The organism is Acinetobacter gyllenbergii (assembly GCF_001682515.1).
In the GTDB taxonomy this organism is placed as follows: domain Bacteria; phylum Pseudomonadota; class Gammaproteobacteria; order Pseudomonadales; family Moraxellaceae; genus Acinetobacter; species Acinetobacter gyllenbergii.
In genome coordinates this window covers 44,703-63,956 of the sequence record NZ_KV575269.1, presented here as the reverse complement: position 1 = coordinate 63,956, position 19,254 = coordinate 44,703, and the positions used below count along the sequence as shown (strand labels likewise).

Annotated in this window: 16 protein-coding genes and 1 riboswitch; of the genes, 7 read left to right on the top strand and 9 right to left on the bottom strand. The window is 42.2% G+C overall.

What is annotated here, in order from left to right; genetic code table 11:
* Nucleotides 1-135 precede the first annotated feature (135 nt).
* A complete protein-coding gene (locus NG55_RS17400; protein ID WP_023271366.1) occupies nt 136-1,938 on the bottom strand; it encodes an acyl-CoA dehydrogenase C-terminal domain-containing protein in 1,803 nt (600 codons plus the stop codon).
* 311 nt (nt 1,939-2,249) lie between these two features.
* Nucleotides 2,250-2,624: a heavy-metal resistance gene (locus NG55_RS17395; protein ID WP_065343946.1), complete on the bottom strand. Its 375-nt coding sequence runs from the start codon at nt 2,622-2,624 to the stop codon at nt 2,250-2,252.
* Nucleotides 2,625-2,755: 131 nt separating this feature from the next.
* Between NG55_RS17395 and baeS the strand changes: the two genes are divergently transcribed.
* Together baeS and NG55_RS17385 are read left to right on the top strand one after the other, a co-directional pair.
* Complete coding sequence (gene baeS / locus NG55_RS17390; protein WP_065343945.1) at nt 2,756-4,429, top strand: sensor histidine kinase efflux regulator BaeS; 1,674 nt, start codon at nt 2,756-2,758, stop codon at nt 4,427-4,429.
* 45 nt (nt 4,430-4,474) lie between these two features.
* Complete coding sequence (locus NG55_RS17385) at nt 4,475-5,161, top strand: response regulator (protein WP_004652437.1); 687 nt, start codon at nt 4,475-4,477, stop codon at nt 5,159-5,161.
* 745 nt (nt 5,162-5,906) lie between these two features.
* On the opposite strand, the gene NG55_RS17375 is transcribed toward NG55_RS17385, so the two are convergent.
* The 3 genes from NG55_RS17375 to NG55_RS17365 all read right to left on the bottom strand — a co-directional run bounded on the left by NG55_RS17375 (nt 5,907) and on the right by NG55_RS17365 (nt 9,251).
* Complete coding sequence (locus NG55_RS17375) at nt 5,907-6,488, bottom strand: L,D-transpeptidase family protein (RefSeq protein ID WP_065343943.1); 582 nt, start codon at nt 6,486-6,488, stop codon at nt 5,907-5,909.
* A 12-nt stretch (nt 6,489-6,500) separates the two neighbouring features.
* Nucleotides 6,501-7,943: a protein adenylyltransferase SelO gene (locus NG55_RS17370; RefSeq protein WP_065343942.1), complete on the bottom strand. Its 1,443-nt coding sequence runs from the start codon at nt 7,941-7,943 to the stop codon at nt 6,501-6,503.
* Nucleotides 7,944-8,081: 138 nt separating this feature from the next.
* Entirely contained in the window at nt 8,082-9,251 is a 1,170-nt protein-coding gene (locus NG55_RS17365) for an acyl-CoA desaturase (protein ID WP_016540655.1), read from the bottom strand.
* Nucleotides 9,252-9,462: 211 nt separating this feature from the next.
* Between NG55_RS17365 and NG55_RS17360 the strand changes: the two genes are divergently transcribed.
* A complete protein-coding gene (locus NG55_RS17360) occupies nt 9,463-9,990 on the top strand; it encodes an META domain-containing protein (protein ID WP_016540654.1) in 528 nt (175 codons plus the stop codon).
* Between the two features lie 31 nt (nt 9,991-10,021).
* Here NG55_RS17360 and NG55_RS17355 read toward each other — a convergent pair whose 3' ends face one another.
* From NG55_RS17355 to NG55_RS17345, 3 genes are all read right to left on the bottom strand, one after another.
* Nucleotides 10,022-10,738 (bottom strand): glycerophosphodiester phosphodiesterase, encoded by a 717-nt coding sequence (locus tag NG55_RS17355; RefSeq protein ID WP_016540653.1) that lies wholly within the window; start codon nt 10,736-10,738, stop codon nt 10,022-10,024.
* Between the two features lie 21 nt (nt 10,739-10,759).
* Nucleotides 10,760-11,347, bottom strand: a complete 588-nt coding sequence (locus NG55_RS17350; protein ID WP_065343941.1) for a cob(I)yrinic acid a,c-diamide adenosyltransferase — start codon at nt 11,345-11,347, stop codon at nt 10,760-10,762.
* A gap of 104 nt (nt 11,348-11,451) precedes the next feature.
* Nucleotides 11,452-13,329 (bottom strand): TonB-dependent receptor plug domain-containing protein, encoded by a 1,878-nt coding sequence (locus NG55_RS17345; protein ID WP_065343940.1) that lies wholly within the window; start codon nt 13,327-13,329, stop codon nt 11,452-11,454.
* Nucleotides 13,330-13,364: 35 nt separating this feature from the next.
* A riboswitch (cobalamin riboswitch) is annotated at nt 13,365-13,578 on the bottom strand.
* Nucleotides 13,579-13,697: 119 nt separating this feature from the next.
* Here NG55_RS17345 and NG55_RS17340 point away from each other — a divergent pair.
* The 3 genes from NG55_RS17340 to NG55_RS17330 are packed head-to-tail and all read left to right on the top strand — an operon-like array spanning nt 13,698 to nt 16,089.
* Nucleotides 13,698-14,354 (top strand): phosphoribosylanthranilate isomerase, encoded by a 657-nt coding sequence (locus tag NG55_RS17340; RefSeq protein WP_023271369.1) that lies wholly within the window; start codon nt 13,698-13,700, stop codon nt 14,352-14,354.
* Nucleotides 14,338-15,567, top strand: coding sequence for a tryptophan synthase subunit beta (gene trpB, locus NG55_RS17335; protein WP_065343939.1), 1,230 nt, complete (start codon nt 14,338-14,340; stop codon nt 15,565-15,567). The genes NG55_RS17340 and trpB overlap by 17 nt, the downstream gene beginning before the upstream one ends.
* A 9-nt stretch (nt 15,568-15,576) precedes the next feature.
* Nucleotides 15,577-16,089, top strand: coding sequence for a DUF1543 domain-containing protein (locus tag NG55_RS17330; protein WP_065343938.1), 513 nt, complete (start codon nt 15,577-15,579; stop codon nt 16,087-16,089).
* Between the two features lie 63 nt (nt 16,090-16,152).
* On the opposite strand, the gene NG55_RS17325 is transcribed toward NG55_RS17330, so the two are convergent.
* A complete protein-coding gene (locus tag NG55_RS17325; protein ID WP_065343937.1) occupies nt 16,153-17,931 on the bottom strand; it encodes a bifunctional metallophosphatase/5'-nucleotidase in 1,779 nt (592 codons plus the stop codon).
* Nucleotides 17,932-18,144: 213 nt separating this feature from the next.
* On the opposite strand from NG55_RS17325, the gene NG55_RS17320 reads away from it, so the two are divergent.
* Nucleotides 18,145-19,140: a DUF2804 domain-containing protein gene (locus NG55_RS17320; RefSeq protein ID WP_016540646.1), complete on the top strand. Its 996-nt coding sequence runs from the start codon at nt 18,145-18,147 to the stop codon at nt 19,138-19,140.
* Nucleotides 19,141-19,254 lie beyond the last annotated feature (114 nt).

Below are 19,254 nucleotides of genomic sequence, written 5' to 3'. Positions count from 1 at the left end.
TGTGCAAAGTGATCAAATAAAACGAACAAATAAATTGAATCGTATAAATTTAGCATTGATTAAACAAAAAAAGGACGGTCAAAACTGACCAGTCCTTTTTCTGTGATGAACGTTGCATCTCATTCTAAACTATGTTTAGAAAGCGAAGTGTTCCGCATCAAGTTCAAACAATGGCGCAACGCCAGTTGAAAGTACGTCTACATGTGAGCGAACACGTGGCAAGATTTTCTTGAAGTAGAAGCGAGCAGTGGTCACTTTTGCATTGTAGAAGTCAACTTCAGTTGAACCTTCAGCTAATTTCTCTTGCGCAACAAGTGCCATACGAGCCCATAAGTAAGCAAGCGTTACATAACCAGAGAAGTATAGGTAGTCAACCGCAGCTGCGCCCACTTCATCCGGGTTTTGCATTGCACGCATACCGATTTGCATGGTGATGTCGCCCCATTCTTTGTTGGCAGCAGCCAATGGCGCAATGAACTCTTGCATTGCAGCATTGTCTTTGTTTGCTTCAACAAATTTATGGATGATCTTGGTGAAGTCTTTCAACATTGCACCTTGAGTTTGCAAGACTTTACGACCTAACAAGTCAAGTGCTTGAATCTCAGTAGTACCTTCGTATAAGCAAGCAATACGTGTATCACGTACGATTTGCTCCATACCGTGTTCAGAAATGAAACCGTGACCACCAAATACCTGTACACCGTGTTTCGCAGATTCAGAACCTGTTTCAGTTAAGAATGCTTTTGCGATTGGGGTTAACAAAGACAAAATGTTGTCAGCAAACTTACGCTCTTCTTCAGTTTCGCCTTTTTCAACGATATCTGCATATTGAGCCAATAAGTAAACCAACGCACGACCGCCTTCAGCAAATGATTTTTGCGTTAAAAGCATGTTACGGACAGCTGGGTGAACGATGATTGGATCAGCTTCTTTTTCAGGTGCTTTAGGACCAGAAAGAGAACGCATTGCCAAACGATCTTTCGCATACGCTAGAGCGCCTTGGAAAGAAGATTCAGATGCAGATAAACCTTGAACCGCTGTACCGATACGTGCTGTGTTCATGAAGGTGAACATACAGTTTAAACCACGGTTTTCAGGTCCGATCAAATAACCTTTTGCTTGGTCAAAGTTAATGACACACGTTGCGTTACCATGGATCCCCATTTTGTGTTCGATTGAACCACAACGAACCGCATTACGCTCGCCGATAGAACCGTCAGCATTCACATGGAACTTAGGCACGATGAATAAAGAGATCCCTTTCGTACCTTTTGGCGCACCTGGTAAACGTGCAAGTACGATATGGATGATATTGTCAGCCATGTCGTGTTCACCAGCAGAGATAAAGATTTTCTCGCCAGAGATTGCATAGCTGCCATCAGCATTTGGTTCAGCTTTAGAACGGATAATACCAAGGTCAGAACCAGCATGAGATTCAGTTAAGCACATGGTCCCTGTCCAAACACCTGAAACAAGGTTTGGCAAGTAAGTGTTCTTTTGCTCATCAGAACCGTGATGTTCTAAAGTACGAACAGCACCGTGAGAAAGACCAGGGTACATACCCCATGACCAGTTTGCAGTACCCACCATTTCAGAGATAGAGATCCCTAAAGAGTTTGGTAATGCTTGACCGCCAAATTCTTCATCAGCAGAAAGAGATGGGAAGCCAAGTTCGATATATTTTTGATACGCTTCTTTAAAGCCTGTAGGTGTTGTTACAACACCGTCATTCCAAGTACAACCTTCACGGTCGCCGACTTGGTTTAAAGGAGAAAGTTCATTTTCGCAGAAATCAGCCGCTGCTTCTAAATATTGATCAACCAATTCACGGCTTACAGTGTCTTGAAATGCAGGAAGTTTCGCGTAATGTGCTTCAGCATTTAATAATTCGTGCAATACGAACTGCATATCACGTAAGGGTGCTTTGTATTGTGGCATAGCGGGTTCCTCAATACTGGTTAAACCAGAGTTATAATCTTAGTCAATGATAAATGTGCCCAACAGCACCATTTTGTACTGCTAATCGTGCAACAAGTTATAGTTCGGTACAAGCTTTTGCAGGTCATTTCTTAGTGACTGTGAAGTCAAAGTTTATGGTTCAACCTGTTTAAGCGTTTAGATTGTAGGTGCTTTTTAGGCTTTTGAGTGAAACTGCCGAGGCAAAATCGTAAGCAGCTGTGTACTTAAAAATGAATATGCTTTGGTCATAAAAAAAGGCGCTTTAAAAGCGCCGATGAGGAACAGGGAAATTAAGTGCTTGCGTTAGCTTGGCGTTTGAACTGTGATTTGTCTGGGGTAAAACGAACTTCACAGGTGCCTTCAATTACACGCTTATTCCATTGAACATTCACGCGTTCTCCAATCCGCTTTCCTTGACAGGCTTGCTCAATCTGGGCACGTTGTGCTTGATGTTCTTGGCGCATTTGTTCGCGTTGCTCTAAACGCTGTTCACGTTTGGCTTGCCATTCAGCACGTTGTTCTGGTGTAAGTGGCGCACGTTGCATATTATGGCGGTGATGGTCACGATCCATTGACTGTTCCGCTGGTGTGGTTGACTGGCAGGCAGCCAAACCTAAAACAGAACCGAGTAGGGTGGTCATCAATACGATTTTTGTCTTGTTCATTGTTTTATCCAGCGTGATCAGTTGTGATTTGATGGTTAAAGATTAGATAATAAAGATGAAGAAACAATGGAGAGTTTTTTTCGACCATGTTGGTTACAATCCACAAATAGAACACTATTGAGAGTCTGCTTTTGAATGTTCGCCGCGTGCCCTTAGCCTTACGCCTGTTTTTAACGGTATTACTGACCACCTTGTTGATCGCAACGATTAGCTTGGGGATTTTGCATTGGACTATGCAAAAGAACTTTGCACGTTATGTTGCCGATGTAGAAATGCAGAAGCTAGACCGTTTGATTGCCAATTTAGGCAACGTCTATACGGTTTATCATGACTGGGGCAATGCCATTCAGGCGCAGATTCTGCAAATTGAAGGGACCGCAGCACCAGATGACTATGACCGTTTATCTCAGTGGTGGTTGCGCCGTCAGTATGATATTGCCTTACAACAACGTTATTTTAATGACCATACCTTACTCAGTCTGTCTCCAACGCTGGCACAAAATAATGTCGAGATCAAAAATCGGCAGATTTTTAATGATGAAGAATTAAAAATCCTCAAACAAAATTTACCATCGGAATATCAACCCTTTGAAGGCTTACGTTTTCCTTTGAGTCCACGTCAGTTTCGTTTAAAGACAGATAGCAAAGAAGATAAACAAGACAGCAAACTCAATACTGCACCTGTTGAACAGGGCAAAAAGCGCTTTGTCTCGATTCCTGATCGTTTAGGTTTAAGCTCACGGCTGTCTTTATACGATGAAAATCAGCAGTTTATTGTGGGGGAACCTGCGACTGACCAAATTTCGTTCCGACCAATTGTCGTTGACGAGAAGGTGGTCGGTTATCTCGGATTAAAGCCAGTACTGGATCAAGATGATGCCTCCAGTATCAATTTTTTTAGTAATCAAAAGCGTTATTTGCTATTAGTCTATGCCTTAACGGTACTTTCCAGTTTGGTTGCGGCATTACTGATGGCGACCTATTTTAAGAAGCCGATTCAACGTTTATTAAAAGCCACCTTGGAATTAACTCGTGGCAATTATCAACATCAAGTGATGATTAAGCGCAATGATGAGCTGGGTGATTTGTCTAATCAATTGAACCATTTGGCTGATATTTTACATCAACATGAAGAATCTCGCCGTCAATGGGTATCCGATACCTCACATGAATTGAAGACCCCATTGGCTGTGTTGCAGGCACAGATCGAAGCGATGCAGGATGGGATTCGTAAAGCCACACCAGAGCATCTCAATGCCATGATGCGTCAGGTCAGTACTTTGAAGAAGTTAACCCAAGATCTCGCTGACCTCGCACAAGCCGATGCCCAACAGTTGAAATGCTATTTTGCTGAAGTTAATCCGTGGGATGTGGTGCTACAAGAAGTTGAAAATTTCAAATCGACATTTGAACAAAACCAGCTTGAAGTGACCTTGTCCGGAGAAGGGGAAATCCTATCTTTAGATCGGGATCGCTTTAAACAGATTATCGTCAATCTATTAGGTAACTGTGTTCGTTACACCGAACAAGGTGGAAAAATACAGATTCACACTCAACAAGATGAGCAACAATGGATAATGTATGTAGATGATAGTCCATTGGGCGTAAATGATGAGCAATTGGCACGTTTAGGCGAGCGCTTCTATCGTGTCGATGATTCGCGTACCCGTAGCACAGGGGGCACAGGTCTAGGTTTGGCCTTGTCATGTAAGTTGGCACAAGCTTTAGGTGGTTCACTGACTTTTGAGCACTCACCATTAGGCGGATTACGTTGTGTCCTAACTTTCCCAAAATCAATTCAATAACTTTTAGATCCTCTTGTGTTGAGGATGATGGATAGGATGAAAACCATGAAACATATTATGTTGGTTGAAGATGAGGTTGAACTCGCGCAGTTGGTTCGTGACTATTTAGAAGCTGCTGGTTTTGAAGTCAGTATGTTTCATGATGGTCAGGATGCGTATACCCAGTTTCAGCAACGTAAACCAAGTTTGATGATTTTGGACTTGATGGTGCCACGCATGGATGGTTTGACCATTTGCCGAAAAGTCCGTGAACAGTCTGATTTACCGATTATTATGGTCACCGCACGTACTGAAGAAATCGACCGTGTCTTGGGCTTGAATATGGGTGCAGATGACTATATTTGTAAACCATTCAGTCCCAAAGAACTGGTTGCACGTGTACAGGCGGTATTACGTCGTTTAGAGCGTAAAGCAGAGCCTGAACAAAATGATTTATTCCGTATTGATAAAGCGCAGCAACGAATTTGGTATCAACAAAAGGCATTGACCTTAACTCCAACCGAGTTTCGTTTATTAGAGTTATTCTTGGAGCACTTAGGTCAGGTTTACTCTCGTGCGCAGCTACTTGACCATATTAATCCAGACAGTTTTGATGTGGCGGATCGTGTAATCGACAGCCATATTAAAAACCTACGCCGTAAGATTTCAGAGGCAGCAGATACAGGTAATCGCCATGAATGGATTCAGGCAGTGTATGGCGTCGGGTATCGTTTTGAATATCCAGATGAATAACTGCGTTATCTTATTCGGTCTTGCGCTGCTTTAGCTTTAACTGATCTCTATATGGAATGAGTTTTACTTAAAGAGCGCATCGTTTTTCTGCGGATAGAGAAACTGAAATAAGATGGAACTTAGTGAGGACAATGAGCGAAGCACTGCAAAAAGTTTTATCCTGTGAATAGCCCTTGCGCCGCTACAACGCGGCTCATCTCCAAGAAAATGTGGAACAGTTTTCACGAATTAACTCATGATTTGTTCTTCGTGTAGAAAGCCTGAAAATAAGATGAGTCTTGAAGATAATCAGGATAAAGTAGGTAAAAAGTTTTATCCTGTGGATAACCCTTGCGCCGCTACAACGCCTTGCACTGCTATAGTTGCAGTTCATATCCAAGAAAATGTAGGAAAGTTTCTACATCTCTTTTCCTTCGTATAGAGAGGCTGACATGAGGTGAGTTTTGATGATGGTAAGGGATGAAGTATTGGAAAAAGTTTTATCCTGTGGATAACCACAGCGTTATCCACAGAAAATGTGGATAGTTTCGCAAAGCTTTTGTTGAAATTATCTTCTTTATCTGGTGATTACTTAGGTATCCGCTTTTTATAAGCAAAATATTTTTACATTACTTTACAATTGCTTGTGAGGAGTTGTGACGGTAAATTGTAAGCGATTCCAGATGATAAACTTATCCCCTGCATAAGCCTTGTGCAGTTTGATCATCGCCTTTATCCGCAAAAGTTGTCCTGAATACGAGTCCCTTTATGGATGAATGATAATAGGGGTGTGATCCTTGACCAATTGCCATATTTCATCCATATCAGAATTGGTTACCGCGATACAACCCAATGTCCAGTCTTTACGAGGCAGATAAGTTGCACTTGTAGGAACTGATGTGGCTCGTGTTGGCACAGTACCGTGAATCATTACATTACCGCCAGCAGATTGGCCTTGCTGTTGGGCATAAGCGCTATCTTGTTTATTCGGATAGGAAATGTGCAAAGATTTATAATAAGCGCTTTGAGGATTTCGCCAATCGATAGAATAAGTCCCTTCAGGTGTTTTGCCATCGCCTTCAAACTGTTTGTGTCCGATCGGAGCAAAGCCTAGACGCATTGGATAACTGCGAATGACTTCCTGTTGATGTTTCAATTGTAAAATGCGCTGGCTTTTAAACACTTCAATTGAGGTCACGGGTTTGTTTTGTTGAAGCTGTTGTATTTCATGGGCTGAAAGAGGCTGATGTGCTGCTCCCACAGTTGGAATGAACTTGCCATACTGGAAATAAGCCAGTCCCAATAACAGGATTAAAATTGCACATCCAATCATTCGCCCAATTTTCATAGATTTTTTCTTCTAAGATGAACAACTGACAGAAATTTCAGGCACATCGCTTGGCAATGGTGCAGTATCTGCTTCTGTTTCTAAATCAGCTTGTTTTTGATAAGGTTGATTCAGCAGCTTAAACAAACGATCAACCTCACTAAAGTCACCACGCTCCGCGAGTTCAATGGCTTTCTGTGCCATGTGATTGCGTAGAATATACTGTGGATTAACCTGTTGCATGGTTTGATTCAATTGATCTATATCTTGATGCTGTCGAATATTTTGATAGCGTATCAGGAAGTCATCAAACTGTTGTATATGGATGCAGTCATCTCTTAATGCTTTGTAATCCTGTTGCTGTAAACGAAGAAAACTTTGGGTGTAATCTAGCTGCTCGGTTTGCATGATACCAAGAAAGGCAAAACTACAATCTAGGCTGTCTTTATGAAATTCTGGCAGCCCCATTTTTTGGCATAGGCCTTGACCATAATATTGTAAGAAGATCGGCTCAAACCGTTCTAAGCATGCTGCTAGATCGAGTTTGAATTGTTCTTTGTTTTCTGTGCTCGCCAACGGAATTAAATTATTCAGCCACGTCCACAGATTCCAATGACCGATACTCGGTTGGTTTTGATAGGTATAACGACCTTGGTAATCGGAATGGTTATTAATCCAATTGGGGCGGAAACGTTCCATAAAACCATATGGGCCAAAATCCAGAGTTGAACCTGTAATATTGAGATTGTCGGTATTCATCACCCCATGAGCAAAACCAACCAATTGCCATTTGGCAATCATGATGGCGGTTCGCTCAATCACTGCTTGGGCAAATGCAAGAATCGGATTTTCAGCTTTCAGGCATTCTGGATAGTGCCATTCAATACATTTCTGCGTGAATTCAGCTAATAGCTCAGGAGCATATTGATTGATCCATTCAAAATGCCCTAAACGAATATGGCATTCTGAGGTCCGTAATAGCATCGCACCCAGCTCTAGAGTTTCGCGCTGTACACCTTGTGTCGAGGTGGTAAAACCCACAGCATGGCTGGATGCAACCCCAAGCGCATTTAATGCATGTCCCGCCAAATATTCACGAATCACTGAACGCAGCACCGCACGACCATCACCCATACGCGAGTAGGGGGTTGAACCTGCACCTTTGAGATGTAGATCAATCGTTTCGCCTTGCTGATTTAGGATTTGTGCAATCAATAAGCCACGACCATCTCCTAACTGTCCAGCCCATTGTCCAAACTGATGGCCAGCATAAACCATGGCGAGTGGGGGAAATTCAGCAAAGGTTTTTTGTCCGCTACAGATTTCTACCCAGTTGGCTTTATCTTCTTCGCTCCATTGCAATTCATCAGCCAATGCTTCATTAAAATGACCTGCTTTGGCACCGCGCAATGGACTTGGCTGCTGTTGGTGATAGAGCTTTGGATTGAGGGAAGCATAGCGGGGATTGAATTGCATAACTGAAACATCAGAGAGAGCTGAATCATGACTATAGCAAATATCAACGTGAAATGGGGAATCGTTAGGGGAAAGGAATGCTAGATAAACAGGCATAAAAAATGGCCTCTCTTGAGACCATTTTTAGTTATCAATCTTTTATTCAGAAACTGGCGCTTTTTTGATATTACGCATCAAGGTTTCTAAACATTCACGATGATGGCTTAAGCGATGTTCAAGCAGTTGGAAATCAACTTTAAGTTTGTGATCCATTTGATGGATCTTCTCAGCCATCGCTGCTTTCTTCGCTTGAAGCTCTTGCTCTTTCAGCTTCGCCCAATCATTTAAGGTATGGGTAAAGGCTTCATATTCTTGTGCAATACGCTGTTTCATTTGCACGATGTCCGTATTGACATCATGACCATAAATCGCCAAGTCGCGTTCAGCATATTTAAACTTCATCGCAAGCTCTGCTTTTTTGATATTAAAGCTTGGAATACGACGTAAGTTTTTCGCTAAACCAAGTTTAGAACTGGTCCAGATTAACCATTTTGTTGGGTCATATTGCCACCATTTCACCCCATTACGGTAATCGTATTGGAAGATGTGATGGTAATTGTGATAACCCTCACCCCAAGTGAAAATAGCCAACACAAAGTTGTCACGTGCCGTGTTTTCATCGGTATAAGGACGTTTACCCCACATGTGACACAGTGAGTTGATAAAGAAGGTTACGTGATGGCTAATGATCAAACGCAATAAACCGCCAAGTAAAATTACGCCCCAGATATCACCCGTTGCCCAACCAATACCACCCAATACACCAACATGAACTGCAATCACCATCGGTACATAGTATTTGTGTTGGAACATCACTAATTTGTCATTCATCAAATCAGGTGCATTTTTAAAATCTGGTTTAGATGGAGAATGATCGCGGATCATCCAGCCAAGATGCGCATACCAAAAGCCACGTTTGATTGAATACGGGTCTTCATCCACATCATCAACATGACGGTGATGGGTACGGTGGCCTGAAGCCCAGAACAAAATACTGTTTTGAACTGCGAATGTACCGCCAATCATCAATAAAATTTTAAGTGGTAAGGCTGCCTCATAAGCACGATGTGCCCAAAGACGGTGATAACCTGCGGTAATTCCTAGACTACTCAGTGCTAACAGGAAGAATAAACTGACCCATGCACTTACACTAAAATCATAATAATAGGCGTATAAAGGAATTAAAATGGCAGCAACAATTGGTGTTCCAATTAAGGTAATGCTAGCAGTCCAGTTAATGGGTGCTTTTTTGAGTGGGGCGGAAGTCATATCCGTCAGCGCTCCTAAAAACCTTGTTTGTACAAGATAATAAAACTAAACGAGATAGCAAAACCAATCATGACGATATATTGCTATTTTATCGCCGATATTAGCATGTCCAAATCAATTAGCACTAGCATTATTCTACAGTTGTATCGGAAGAACAGTAACAGAATTCATTTGTAAGATTGATCAATGAATTAAAAGGTGAAATAAATCAATGTCTGAGCAAATTACCGTGAAAAATCCTATTTTTTCTTTGAAGGCATTTTTTAACAAAACTTTAATATTATCGGCTGGTATCCTGCTCGCAGCATGCCAAAGTCAACCTACGCCCCCACAAAAAAACACCTTACAGCCCAAGCGTGTAACGCAAGCGCCGGCGATGCAAGTGCGTAAAAGCACCGATGGGGTTCAGGATGTGGAATGGCAGATCACCTCGATTCAGGGCAAACGTGCATTGTTCTTTAATCAATATCCAAGTTTCTCGCTCAATTCTGTTTCAAAAATGGTGGCGGGGCATACTGGCTGTAATCAGATTTATGGTCGCTATAAGTATGACTTTGCTCAAGGTAAGCTGGATTTTGATGTGATGGCACAGCATCAAAGTTGTGATAAGGCGTTGGCGCAAGAAGCAGACTTGATGGATGCGATACAGCGTGTTGAACGTTTTCAGTTGGAGGGTACCAACTTATACCTATTGGATGCCAAAGGGCAGCGTTTGATTCAAGCACAGCGAAAAAGATAACAAAAAAGGCGGAATGAGTTCCGCCTTTTTATTATTTTAAGTGTTGCAGCATGGTACTGGGTAGATCGGTAATTAAACCTTGAATTCCAAGTTGTTGTAGGTGCTTGGCACGTACAACATCATTCACCGTCCACACACTGATTGCAAGATTGGCTTGTTGGGTTCGTTGAATAATCTCATCGGTTGCCAGCAAATCCCCCCAACCAATCTGACAGCATTCATATTGCTGTGCCAGTTCAATCGCATATTCACCAATCGGGATTTCTACCAACAGTCCACGTTTAAACGAACTCTGTTGTTGCTGTAATGCGGCCAAGATTTTGACATCAAAACTGGTAATGGTCGCCGTTGTTTCAAAACCTTTTAAATCTTGTTGTAACTGCAGAACCAAACGTTCAGCCGCAGCTTCATCTGCAACCGCTTTAATCTCAACTTCAATATGCTCAAAGTCAGTGAGACAGTCTAAAACATGTAGCAGGCTCGGGGTATACTCTTCAAAGGCCCATGCTTGCCATTGATGGCGATGATCGAATTGCTGGGCTTCAACTAAGCTACTGTTTTCAACTTGTTGTGAACGGCCCGCGGTGCGTACAAAATCATCATCATGAATCACCACCAAGTGGTCATCTTTTAGTTGACGTACATCAAATTCAACGGCACGTACACCTAAATCATGCAGATAGCGGAATCCACCTAAAGTATTTTCAGGCGCTTCACCACGCGCACCACGATGACCAATAATTCGCATCTTTATCTACCCAAGAAATGATTATGCTTGATCGATACTGTCATTAATATTCTTTTGCCACAACACTTCGTTACCACCTTCAGCACGTTGTAAGGCACGTGAAGCAACGAACAACCAGTCCGATAAGCGATTCAGTAATTGTAATGCGGTTGTCTGAATATTTTGGTCACGATGATGTACCGACAATAAAGCACGTTCGGCACGACGGCAGACTGCACGGGCCTGGTGTGCATAACTACATGCTAAAGTACCTGATGGCAGAATGAAGTCTTTTAACATCGGTAAAGACTCGTTCATGTGATCGATTTCTTTTTCCAGAAATTCGATGCATACAGGTTGTAGTAAGTGATAATTCGGGATACACACTTCACCGCCTAAGTCGAACAGCCAATGTTGAATCAGGCTTAAGCTTTTGTCCCAGTGCACTTTATTTTCAATTTGGCTAGCGCTGATTTGTGCGCGAAGCACACCAATAGTTGCATTCAGTTCATCAACATCACCAAGCGCAGCAATACGTAAATCATCTTTGGCAACGCGCGAACCATCCCCTAGGCCAGTTGTACCTGAGTCGCCTGTACGGGTATAGATTTTACTTAAACGATGTCCCATAGTTCTGTTTCTCTGATCCTGAAAATAAAAAGGGGATAATGTCGGTCAGAACATTACCCCGAAACTGGAGTTAATAAAATATTTTTTATAATTTTATCACGCGATTAATAACGGAATGTGACACCCGCAGAAGCTAGGCGACCACCGTTGATGTAAAACTCATCTGCATAATAGTTCGCAGTTTTGTATTGAACATCGCCCACGTTTTCGATATTGGTAAACAATTTTATATTTGAAGTGACATTCCAATAAGCATTTAAGTCTACTGTTGCATAGCCTGGTGTGTATTTAGATGTTTTTGATTCTGAAATCTTTGCATGTGATTTAGCAATCAAAGAAGTGCTTAATCCATAAGTTTCATTTTCAAGTCCAGCTGTCAGCGTTAAACTTTGACGTGGTCTACGAATCAATTCATAGCCATTTTCTTCATTTTCTGTTTTTACATAACCGTATTCAGTTGTTAAAAACAGATCATCTTGTTTCCATTTCAAACCTACTTCACCACCCAGCATTTTTGCTTTATTGACATTGGTATAGGTCGCAGCTGAAATTTGATTCACTGGATCATAACTTGAAACGTATTGGATTAGATTTTTAACTTTTGTATGGTATGCAGATGCATACGCAGACAGGCCATAAGCTAATTTTTGGTCAATACCAATTTCATAAGATAGGCTTTCTTCTGGCTTTAAGTCAGGGTTTCCTACGGTGATATATGTCCCGTATTCATCTTTAAATTGTGATGAATAATAGAGTTGATTTCCAGTTGGTGCTTTAAAAGCAGTTCCAACATTCGCGTATACACTGGTTAGTGGTGTAATCTGGATTCGACCTGCGAGTTGGCCTACAGTTTTGGTACCGAATTGATCATTGTCTTCGACACGGATGCCTGCTTGTGTACTCAGACCATTTGAGTCGTTATATTGATGTTGGATGTAATAGCCAGTTGAGTCTAAACTTTGTTTTTTCCCCTTAATGGCAAGACTTTTTACATCAGCATTGTTGACTGATGCACCGACTAATAGATTTTGATTTTTAGCAAAATTCCATTGAAGATTAATATCACCTTCATTGCGCTCAGTATCAAAATAATAGCTTGAACTTTTTCCTGTGAGTTCATCCTTAAAGTTTGAATAGCGAGCATTCACTTTTAAATTTTCTAAAACTTGGTAGTAGGCATTGGTATTGATCAGGCGGTTCAGGAAGTCATGTGAGCCACCATAATAAACATTGGTCCCTTTATTTTCATTGATGCTCACATTGGCGCCATATTCAGCCTGTTCATAGCCAATTTTTGCACTGTAGCCTTTTTGATCATAGCTAGCTTTTTTATTAGACTTATTGGTTACGGCTGTACCATCACTTTCTTGGCGTTGACCTCGGAGCTGAGCATACAAACCATTTTCAGCGACAAGATCAGCGCCTAAGATCGATTTATATGTTTTATTTTCGCCAGCTTCGGTGGTTAAAAATAATTTTTGTTGTTTTGGAGGTGCTGTTCGTACATTGATAACACCGCCAATCGCATCAGTACCATATTGAACCGATGCTGGGCCTTTTAGAATTTCAATTTGACTTACATCACTTAAATCAATGTAGGGAATACTTGTCCCACCATCTAATGCGGTATTTAAGCGTGCGCCGTCTTTTAAAAATAAGCTATGGTTTGAGTTTGTACCACGAATAAACAAAGAAGAATTTTGTCCCATTCCACCTTGTTGAAGGATATGTAAGCCTGCATCGCGTTGTAAAAGCTGCCCTAAATCAGCAAGAGGTGATTGTTGAATTGTTTTTTCATCAATGACAGTGATACGGGCAGGGACATCTTCAACTTTCTGTTCAGTACGGGATGCCGTCACAACAATCGTATCTAGCGTCGCAGTTTTATCGCTTGATTGATCTTGAGCAAAAACAGGTGAAGAAAACCCCATTGCAATAGCAATAGCACCAACTAAACGAGTCGGTTGAAAAACAGTAGACATGCGCGCTCCAGACATTCACCCGTCGTGAATGATAATGTGGAAATAAACAACAAGCAGGTCTCCGGACTCCACTATAATCATCAAATAAATGATGTTACTCATCATCTTCCCACATCATACCGATGCAGTGATTTGGCGTTGAGCTGAGATGAGTGATTCGGTGTTACCGTTGCGAGGGCAGTGTTGGATTTACACCAACTTCCCTATAAACAAAAGAATTTGCTTTAGACTTGTTGCAAGATTACGCAAAGTATAAAGTGTTAACGTTTTTTAAACAATTGCATTTGCGAATGAACTTTGCCCAAAGCAAGTCAAATTGCATTACAATGCGAGAGTTTCAAAAATATTCAGTTTAAATTGGACAGCTCATGCGCCAAAGCCAAATGCGAACTCGCGCCAAGATTTGTGGAATTACTCGAGCACAGGATACCCAAGCCGTTGTCCAAGCCGGGGCAGATGCGATTGGTTTTGTGTTTTTTCCACCCAGTCCACGTCATGTCAGTATCGAGCAAGCCCAAAGCTTGGCAAAGCTGGTACCACCTTATGTGCAATTGGTCGGCTTATTTGTAAATGCCAGTGCTGAAGAAATTCAAACGGTGCTTGATTCCGTTGCTTTGGATGTATTACAACTACATGGCGATGAAACGCCAGAACAATGTCAATTAATTGCAGCACACTGTAAACGCCGTTGGTATAAGGCCATTCAAGTCAAACCAGATTTAGATGTTGTGGCTGAAATCCAGCGTTATCAAGCAGCGGGAGCCAGTGCCGTCCTGTTGGATGCATGGCATCCTGAACTGAAAGGCGGCACAGGGCACAGTTTTGACTGGACCCAATTCCCACAACTTGAAATTCCACTTATCTTGGCAGGCGGCTTGACCCCTGAAAATGTCAGTGAAGCTATTGATACTACAGCGGCTTTTGCTGTAGATGTCAGCGGAGGCGTCGAGTCCGCAAAAGGTATAAAAGACCAACAACTGATTGAAAAATTTATGCAAGGAGTCCAACGTGGATCAGCAAAATAACGTGATTGACTACACCCAGTTTCCAGATGCGCAAGGGCATTTCGGTATTCATGGTGGACGTTTTGTATCAGAAACGCTGATGGCTGCACTTGAAGACCTCGAGAGTCTTTATGGTCGTATGAAGAATGATGCTCAATTCTTGGCAGAGTTTGACCGTGATCTTGCCTTCTATGTTGGTCGTCCTAGTCCACTTTATTATGCTGAGCGATGGTCTCAGCACCTCGGCGGTGCGCAAATTTACCTGAAACGTGAAGACCTGAACCATACGGGTTCGCATAAGGTTAATAACACCATTGGTCAGGCTTTATTGGCAAAGCTGTCGGGTAAAAAGCGTATTATTGCGGAAACAGGTGCAGGTCAACACGGTGTGGCAACAGCAACCATTGCAGCACGCTTAGGCATGGAATGTGTGGTGTACATGGGTGCTGAAGACGTGAAACGTCAGGCCATGAATGTCTATCGTATGCGTTTGTTGGGTGCAACGGTGGTCCCTGTGCAGAGTGGTTCAAAAACCTTGAAAGATGCCATGAACGAAGCGATGCGTGATTGGGTCACCAATGTTGATAGCACCTATTATGTGATTGGTACCGTGGCTGGTCCACATCCATATCCACAGCTTGTTCGTGATTTCCAGTCGATTATTGGTCGCGAAGCGCGCCAACAAATCCAACAACAAGCAGGGCGTTTACCTGATGCTCTTGTGGCTTGTGTGGGTGGTGGTTCAAATGCGATGGGCTTGTTTTATCCATTCTTGAATGATCAAGACGTGAAAATGTACGGTGTTGAAGCGGCAGGCTATGGCATTGAAACAGGCAAACACTCTGCGCCATTGAATGCAGGTCATGTGGGGGTGTTACATGGTAACCGTACGTATTTGATGTCGGATGAACAAGGTCAGATCATCGAAACTCATAGTATTTCAGCGGGTCTGGACTATCCGGGCGTAGGTCCTGAACATAGTTTCCTGAAAGACATGAACCGTGTTGAATATGTGCCAATCAATGATGATGAAGCGCTACAAGGTTTCCGTGATCTCACCAAGATCGAAGGGATTATTCCTGCGCTTGAAAGTTCACATGCCATGGCCTACGTCACGAAACTTGCGCCAACCATGTCGAAAGATCAAATCATTATTGCCACTGTTTCAGGTCGTGGAGATAAAGACTTGATGACCGTTGCGCGTATTGATGGCGTTGAAATGGTCGAGATGTAAGTTTTCACAATGCCAAGTTTGTTTATGGTGATGTTGGGTGGCCGACATGCGAAAGCCAATACTGAAGTGCATGATGTGGTGATGACAATTGGTCACAGTTTGTCTGAGCTTACACCGCAGCTTAAACAGGCTTGGTTTGGGGAATTGAAAGGTTTACATATTGATGCTTGGGCACAGATTTCAGGTGTTCAATCACAAGGCGTGAATTATCAAATTCAGTTTTCTGATGCGGCACCACCTGCTTTGGCTGAAAAATTATATTTGATTAACTTAGGTGGATATTCACTTAATACTTTTGGTGAATTGCATAACTATCATTTGGTAGTTGCATCAGATGCCGTGATTGCAAAACAGTTGGGTAAGCAGTTTATCGAACCAGATTGGCATAAACCGCATACCGATCGTGTGGTCGATGTCGATGATTGTATTCCAATTGATCATGTTGCAGGGCGTTATATCCATTTAGTTCAAGGTGAGTTTAACCCCACAATTTGGGAAAATACTTATCTGACCTTGGATTAATCAACAATTAAAATGAAAACAGGGAAGCTATGGCTTCCCTGTTTTTTTTTAGCGTGTATGCAGTTAAGGCATCAGTTTGATTCGATCGGTTTTCGGTGCATTTAGCGGTGAGTACTGCACCACATATTTTTCAAGGGCATCGATATCTTGCCCGCCACCGACTGGATTTTTACCTTGTTTTAATACCGTGAAGTTATCTCCACCATCAGCAAGGAAGCTGTTGACCGTCACACGGTAAACCTTGTTATCATCCAACGCTTTTCCTGCCACCAAGATATTGCTGGCGCGTGGAGAAGTCGAATTGTCTTTCTTATAAGCATAACTGAATTCTTTGGATGGCTGTAAAATCCGAACCGTTCCAGCATTCGCACCTGACCATTGCTGTTCTAGCACGTCACGGATCTGTTTGCCTGTCAGGCTAAGGGTCACGATCGAATTACCGAAAGGCTGTACGGTAAAGACATCGCCAAAGGTGATCTGATTGCTGCTATTCACCAACAAATCAGCACGGACACCGCCTGGATTCATCAGGGTAAAGTCAGAGCCTTGATTACTCGCAGTCAAGGCCATCGCTTGTTGTGCATCGGCAATTAAATTACCAAGAGAGCTTTCACCGCTTTCGGTGGCATTGCGATTAATCACCGCATTGGCTGTGCCGACCACACGGGCTGAAATGGTGGTGACGGCTTGGCGATATTTATCCAAAATCGCTTCAATACTTGGGGTTTTATTGAATTTCTCATAAAGATCAGTCAGGTTCACTGTGGTTGAACCAGAGCTATAGGCTTCACTTTGAATCGGAACTTGTTTGGCATCCTTCTTAATCACATCACCTGTTTTGCCATCCAGTTCTAATTGGATGTTGGTAATCGCCGTGCCATATTGGCCCGCAGACGTCAATAAAAACGGCTTTTGTGGATTTTTGGTTGCGTAATCACAAATATAAGATTGATGGGTATGACCAGAAACCACCACATCGACCGCAGGATCTAAGCGATCAAGGATACCGAGTAACGGACCGCTGAGACCATCACAGGTTTTTTTATTAAATTTGGTACTTGGTGCGACACCTTCATGCACCACCACCACAATCGCTTCAATACCTTGTTTCTTTAACTCAGGAATCAAGGCATTGACCGTATCTGCTTCATCATGGAAGTCGACATCTTTAATACCCGCAGCCGACACAATGCTCGGCGTCGCTTTCAAGGTCATGCCAATAAAGGCAACAGGAATGCCGCCATAAGTTTTGACTTTATAGGCTGGGAATAGCGTTTTCTTCGGATCAGCCTTCATCGAGACATTGGCAGCCAAGAAATTGAATTTGGCACCCTCAAATTTTGGATTGATCTGGCAGGGTTTAGCACTGGTATATTGCTGACAACCACCATTTTGCAAACGACGTAATTCATCTGTACCGCGGTCAAATTCGTGATTACCAACGGCATTGAAATCAATCTGAATGTCATTCATGGTTTCAATGGTGGGCTCGTCCAAGAACAACGATGATGTGAGCGGTGAAGCACTAATCAAGTCACCTGCTGACACGACGGCATTGTTTGGATATTGCGCACGTAGCTTTTTAATTGCATCCGCAAAATAACTCACCCCACCGACAGGAATACGTACGGTTTTACTATTATCGTTTGGATCATCGGCTTCAATAAAACGTTTTGGCGGTTCTAAATTGCCATGAAAATCATTAAACGCAAGGATATTGATATTTTGATTTTTGCGTTCAACGGTCGGTGTTTGGTTATTATCATTGTCGTCATTACATGCTGTTAAAGCCAGCATCATGAGACAGAGCATATTTGCTTTTAAGAATCGTCGAGTCGTCATGTTTTTTGATCGAGTGGTATAAGATTGTTTTTTAAAATAAAACTTATGTATGAATCTTTGATGAAATTATAAGCTAAAAAGTCCATTAAGCGCTTGGGTTTATCGGGTAAAATGCGAATTAAGTAGCACTTCTTTATATAGAAATAGTAGTAAATTTGATCACTTACAGTCTATTATGGACATAGATGCGATCTCGCAATCATGGAATATAAAATGGATTTGATACAAGCCAATGGCCAACCGCGTTATGGACGTTTTGAACAAGTCCCTTCGCGGATTAATCTGGACGACTATATTTATAAAACGCCTTATGGGCAGATACTGAAAGGTTGGCGCAAACAGCTTAAATATAAGAAATTTAAATTCTGTGGTTTGCAACATGCGCATTACAGCATTGGCGTGGCGATTGTTGATTTATCTTGGGCAGGACATGGTTTCTTTTATGTTTATGATCATCAAACCCAAAAAGTGATTGAGTGGAATGCGATTCAGCCCTTGGCATTCAAAACACAGCTTGATGAGCAACCCTTATTTAGTCAAAGCCATTTTAAGAAATCAGCCTATCAATTCGATATGCAACATGCCAATGGGGTGCGCTACATTCAAGTGACCAAACATGGTGAAGTACAACTGAAAGCCCGAATTTTTTGTGCGGGCACGGATGCTTTAAGTTTGTGTAGCCCGACGGGGATCAATGGCTGGACCTATACCCAGAAGCAAACCACACTGGCAGTTGAAGGATTCTTTATGAGTCCTGATCGACAACAGATTGAATTTAATGCACATAGCCTTGCAGCTTTGGATGATACCTGTGGTTTCCTACGTCCTGAAACAGCTTGGTTCTGGCTATCTTGCCAGTTCCGTGATGCACAGGATCGGCGAATTGGTCTTAACCTTGCTTCAGGAGTCAATGAAAGTTTTGGTAATGAAAATGCCTTGTGGGTCAACGGGCGTTTGTATCCTTTAACTGATGTATTATTCGAACAGCAAAATGAAAACACATGGTCGATTCGTTCTTTGGGTGGATGTTTAAACTTGATGGTGGAAACAGGTTGGTGTCGTTTTGAAAATATTAACCTGCGTTTGATTGGCAGCCAGTTCAATCAATGGCAGGCCAAAGTCAGCGGGACCATTGCACATGAGCAGGTTGAAGTGGTGTCATTAGATAATCAATATGGTTTGTTAGAACAGCACTATGCGAAGTGGTAGGCATACCGAATTGAGCGGTTTTAGTCATAATAATGGTTTAAGTTGGTTGTTTTTATCATCAGCTGACTTTGTCTCTAGCTCCTTGTAGTCCATATAAAATATTCATTTAATCGA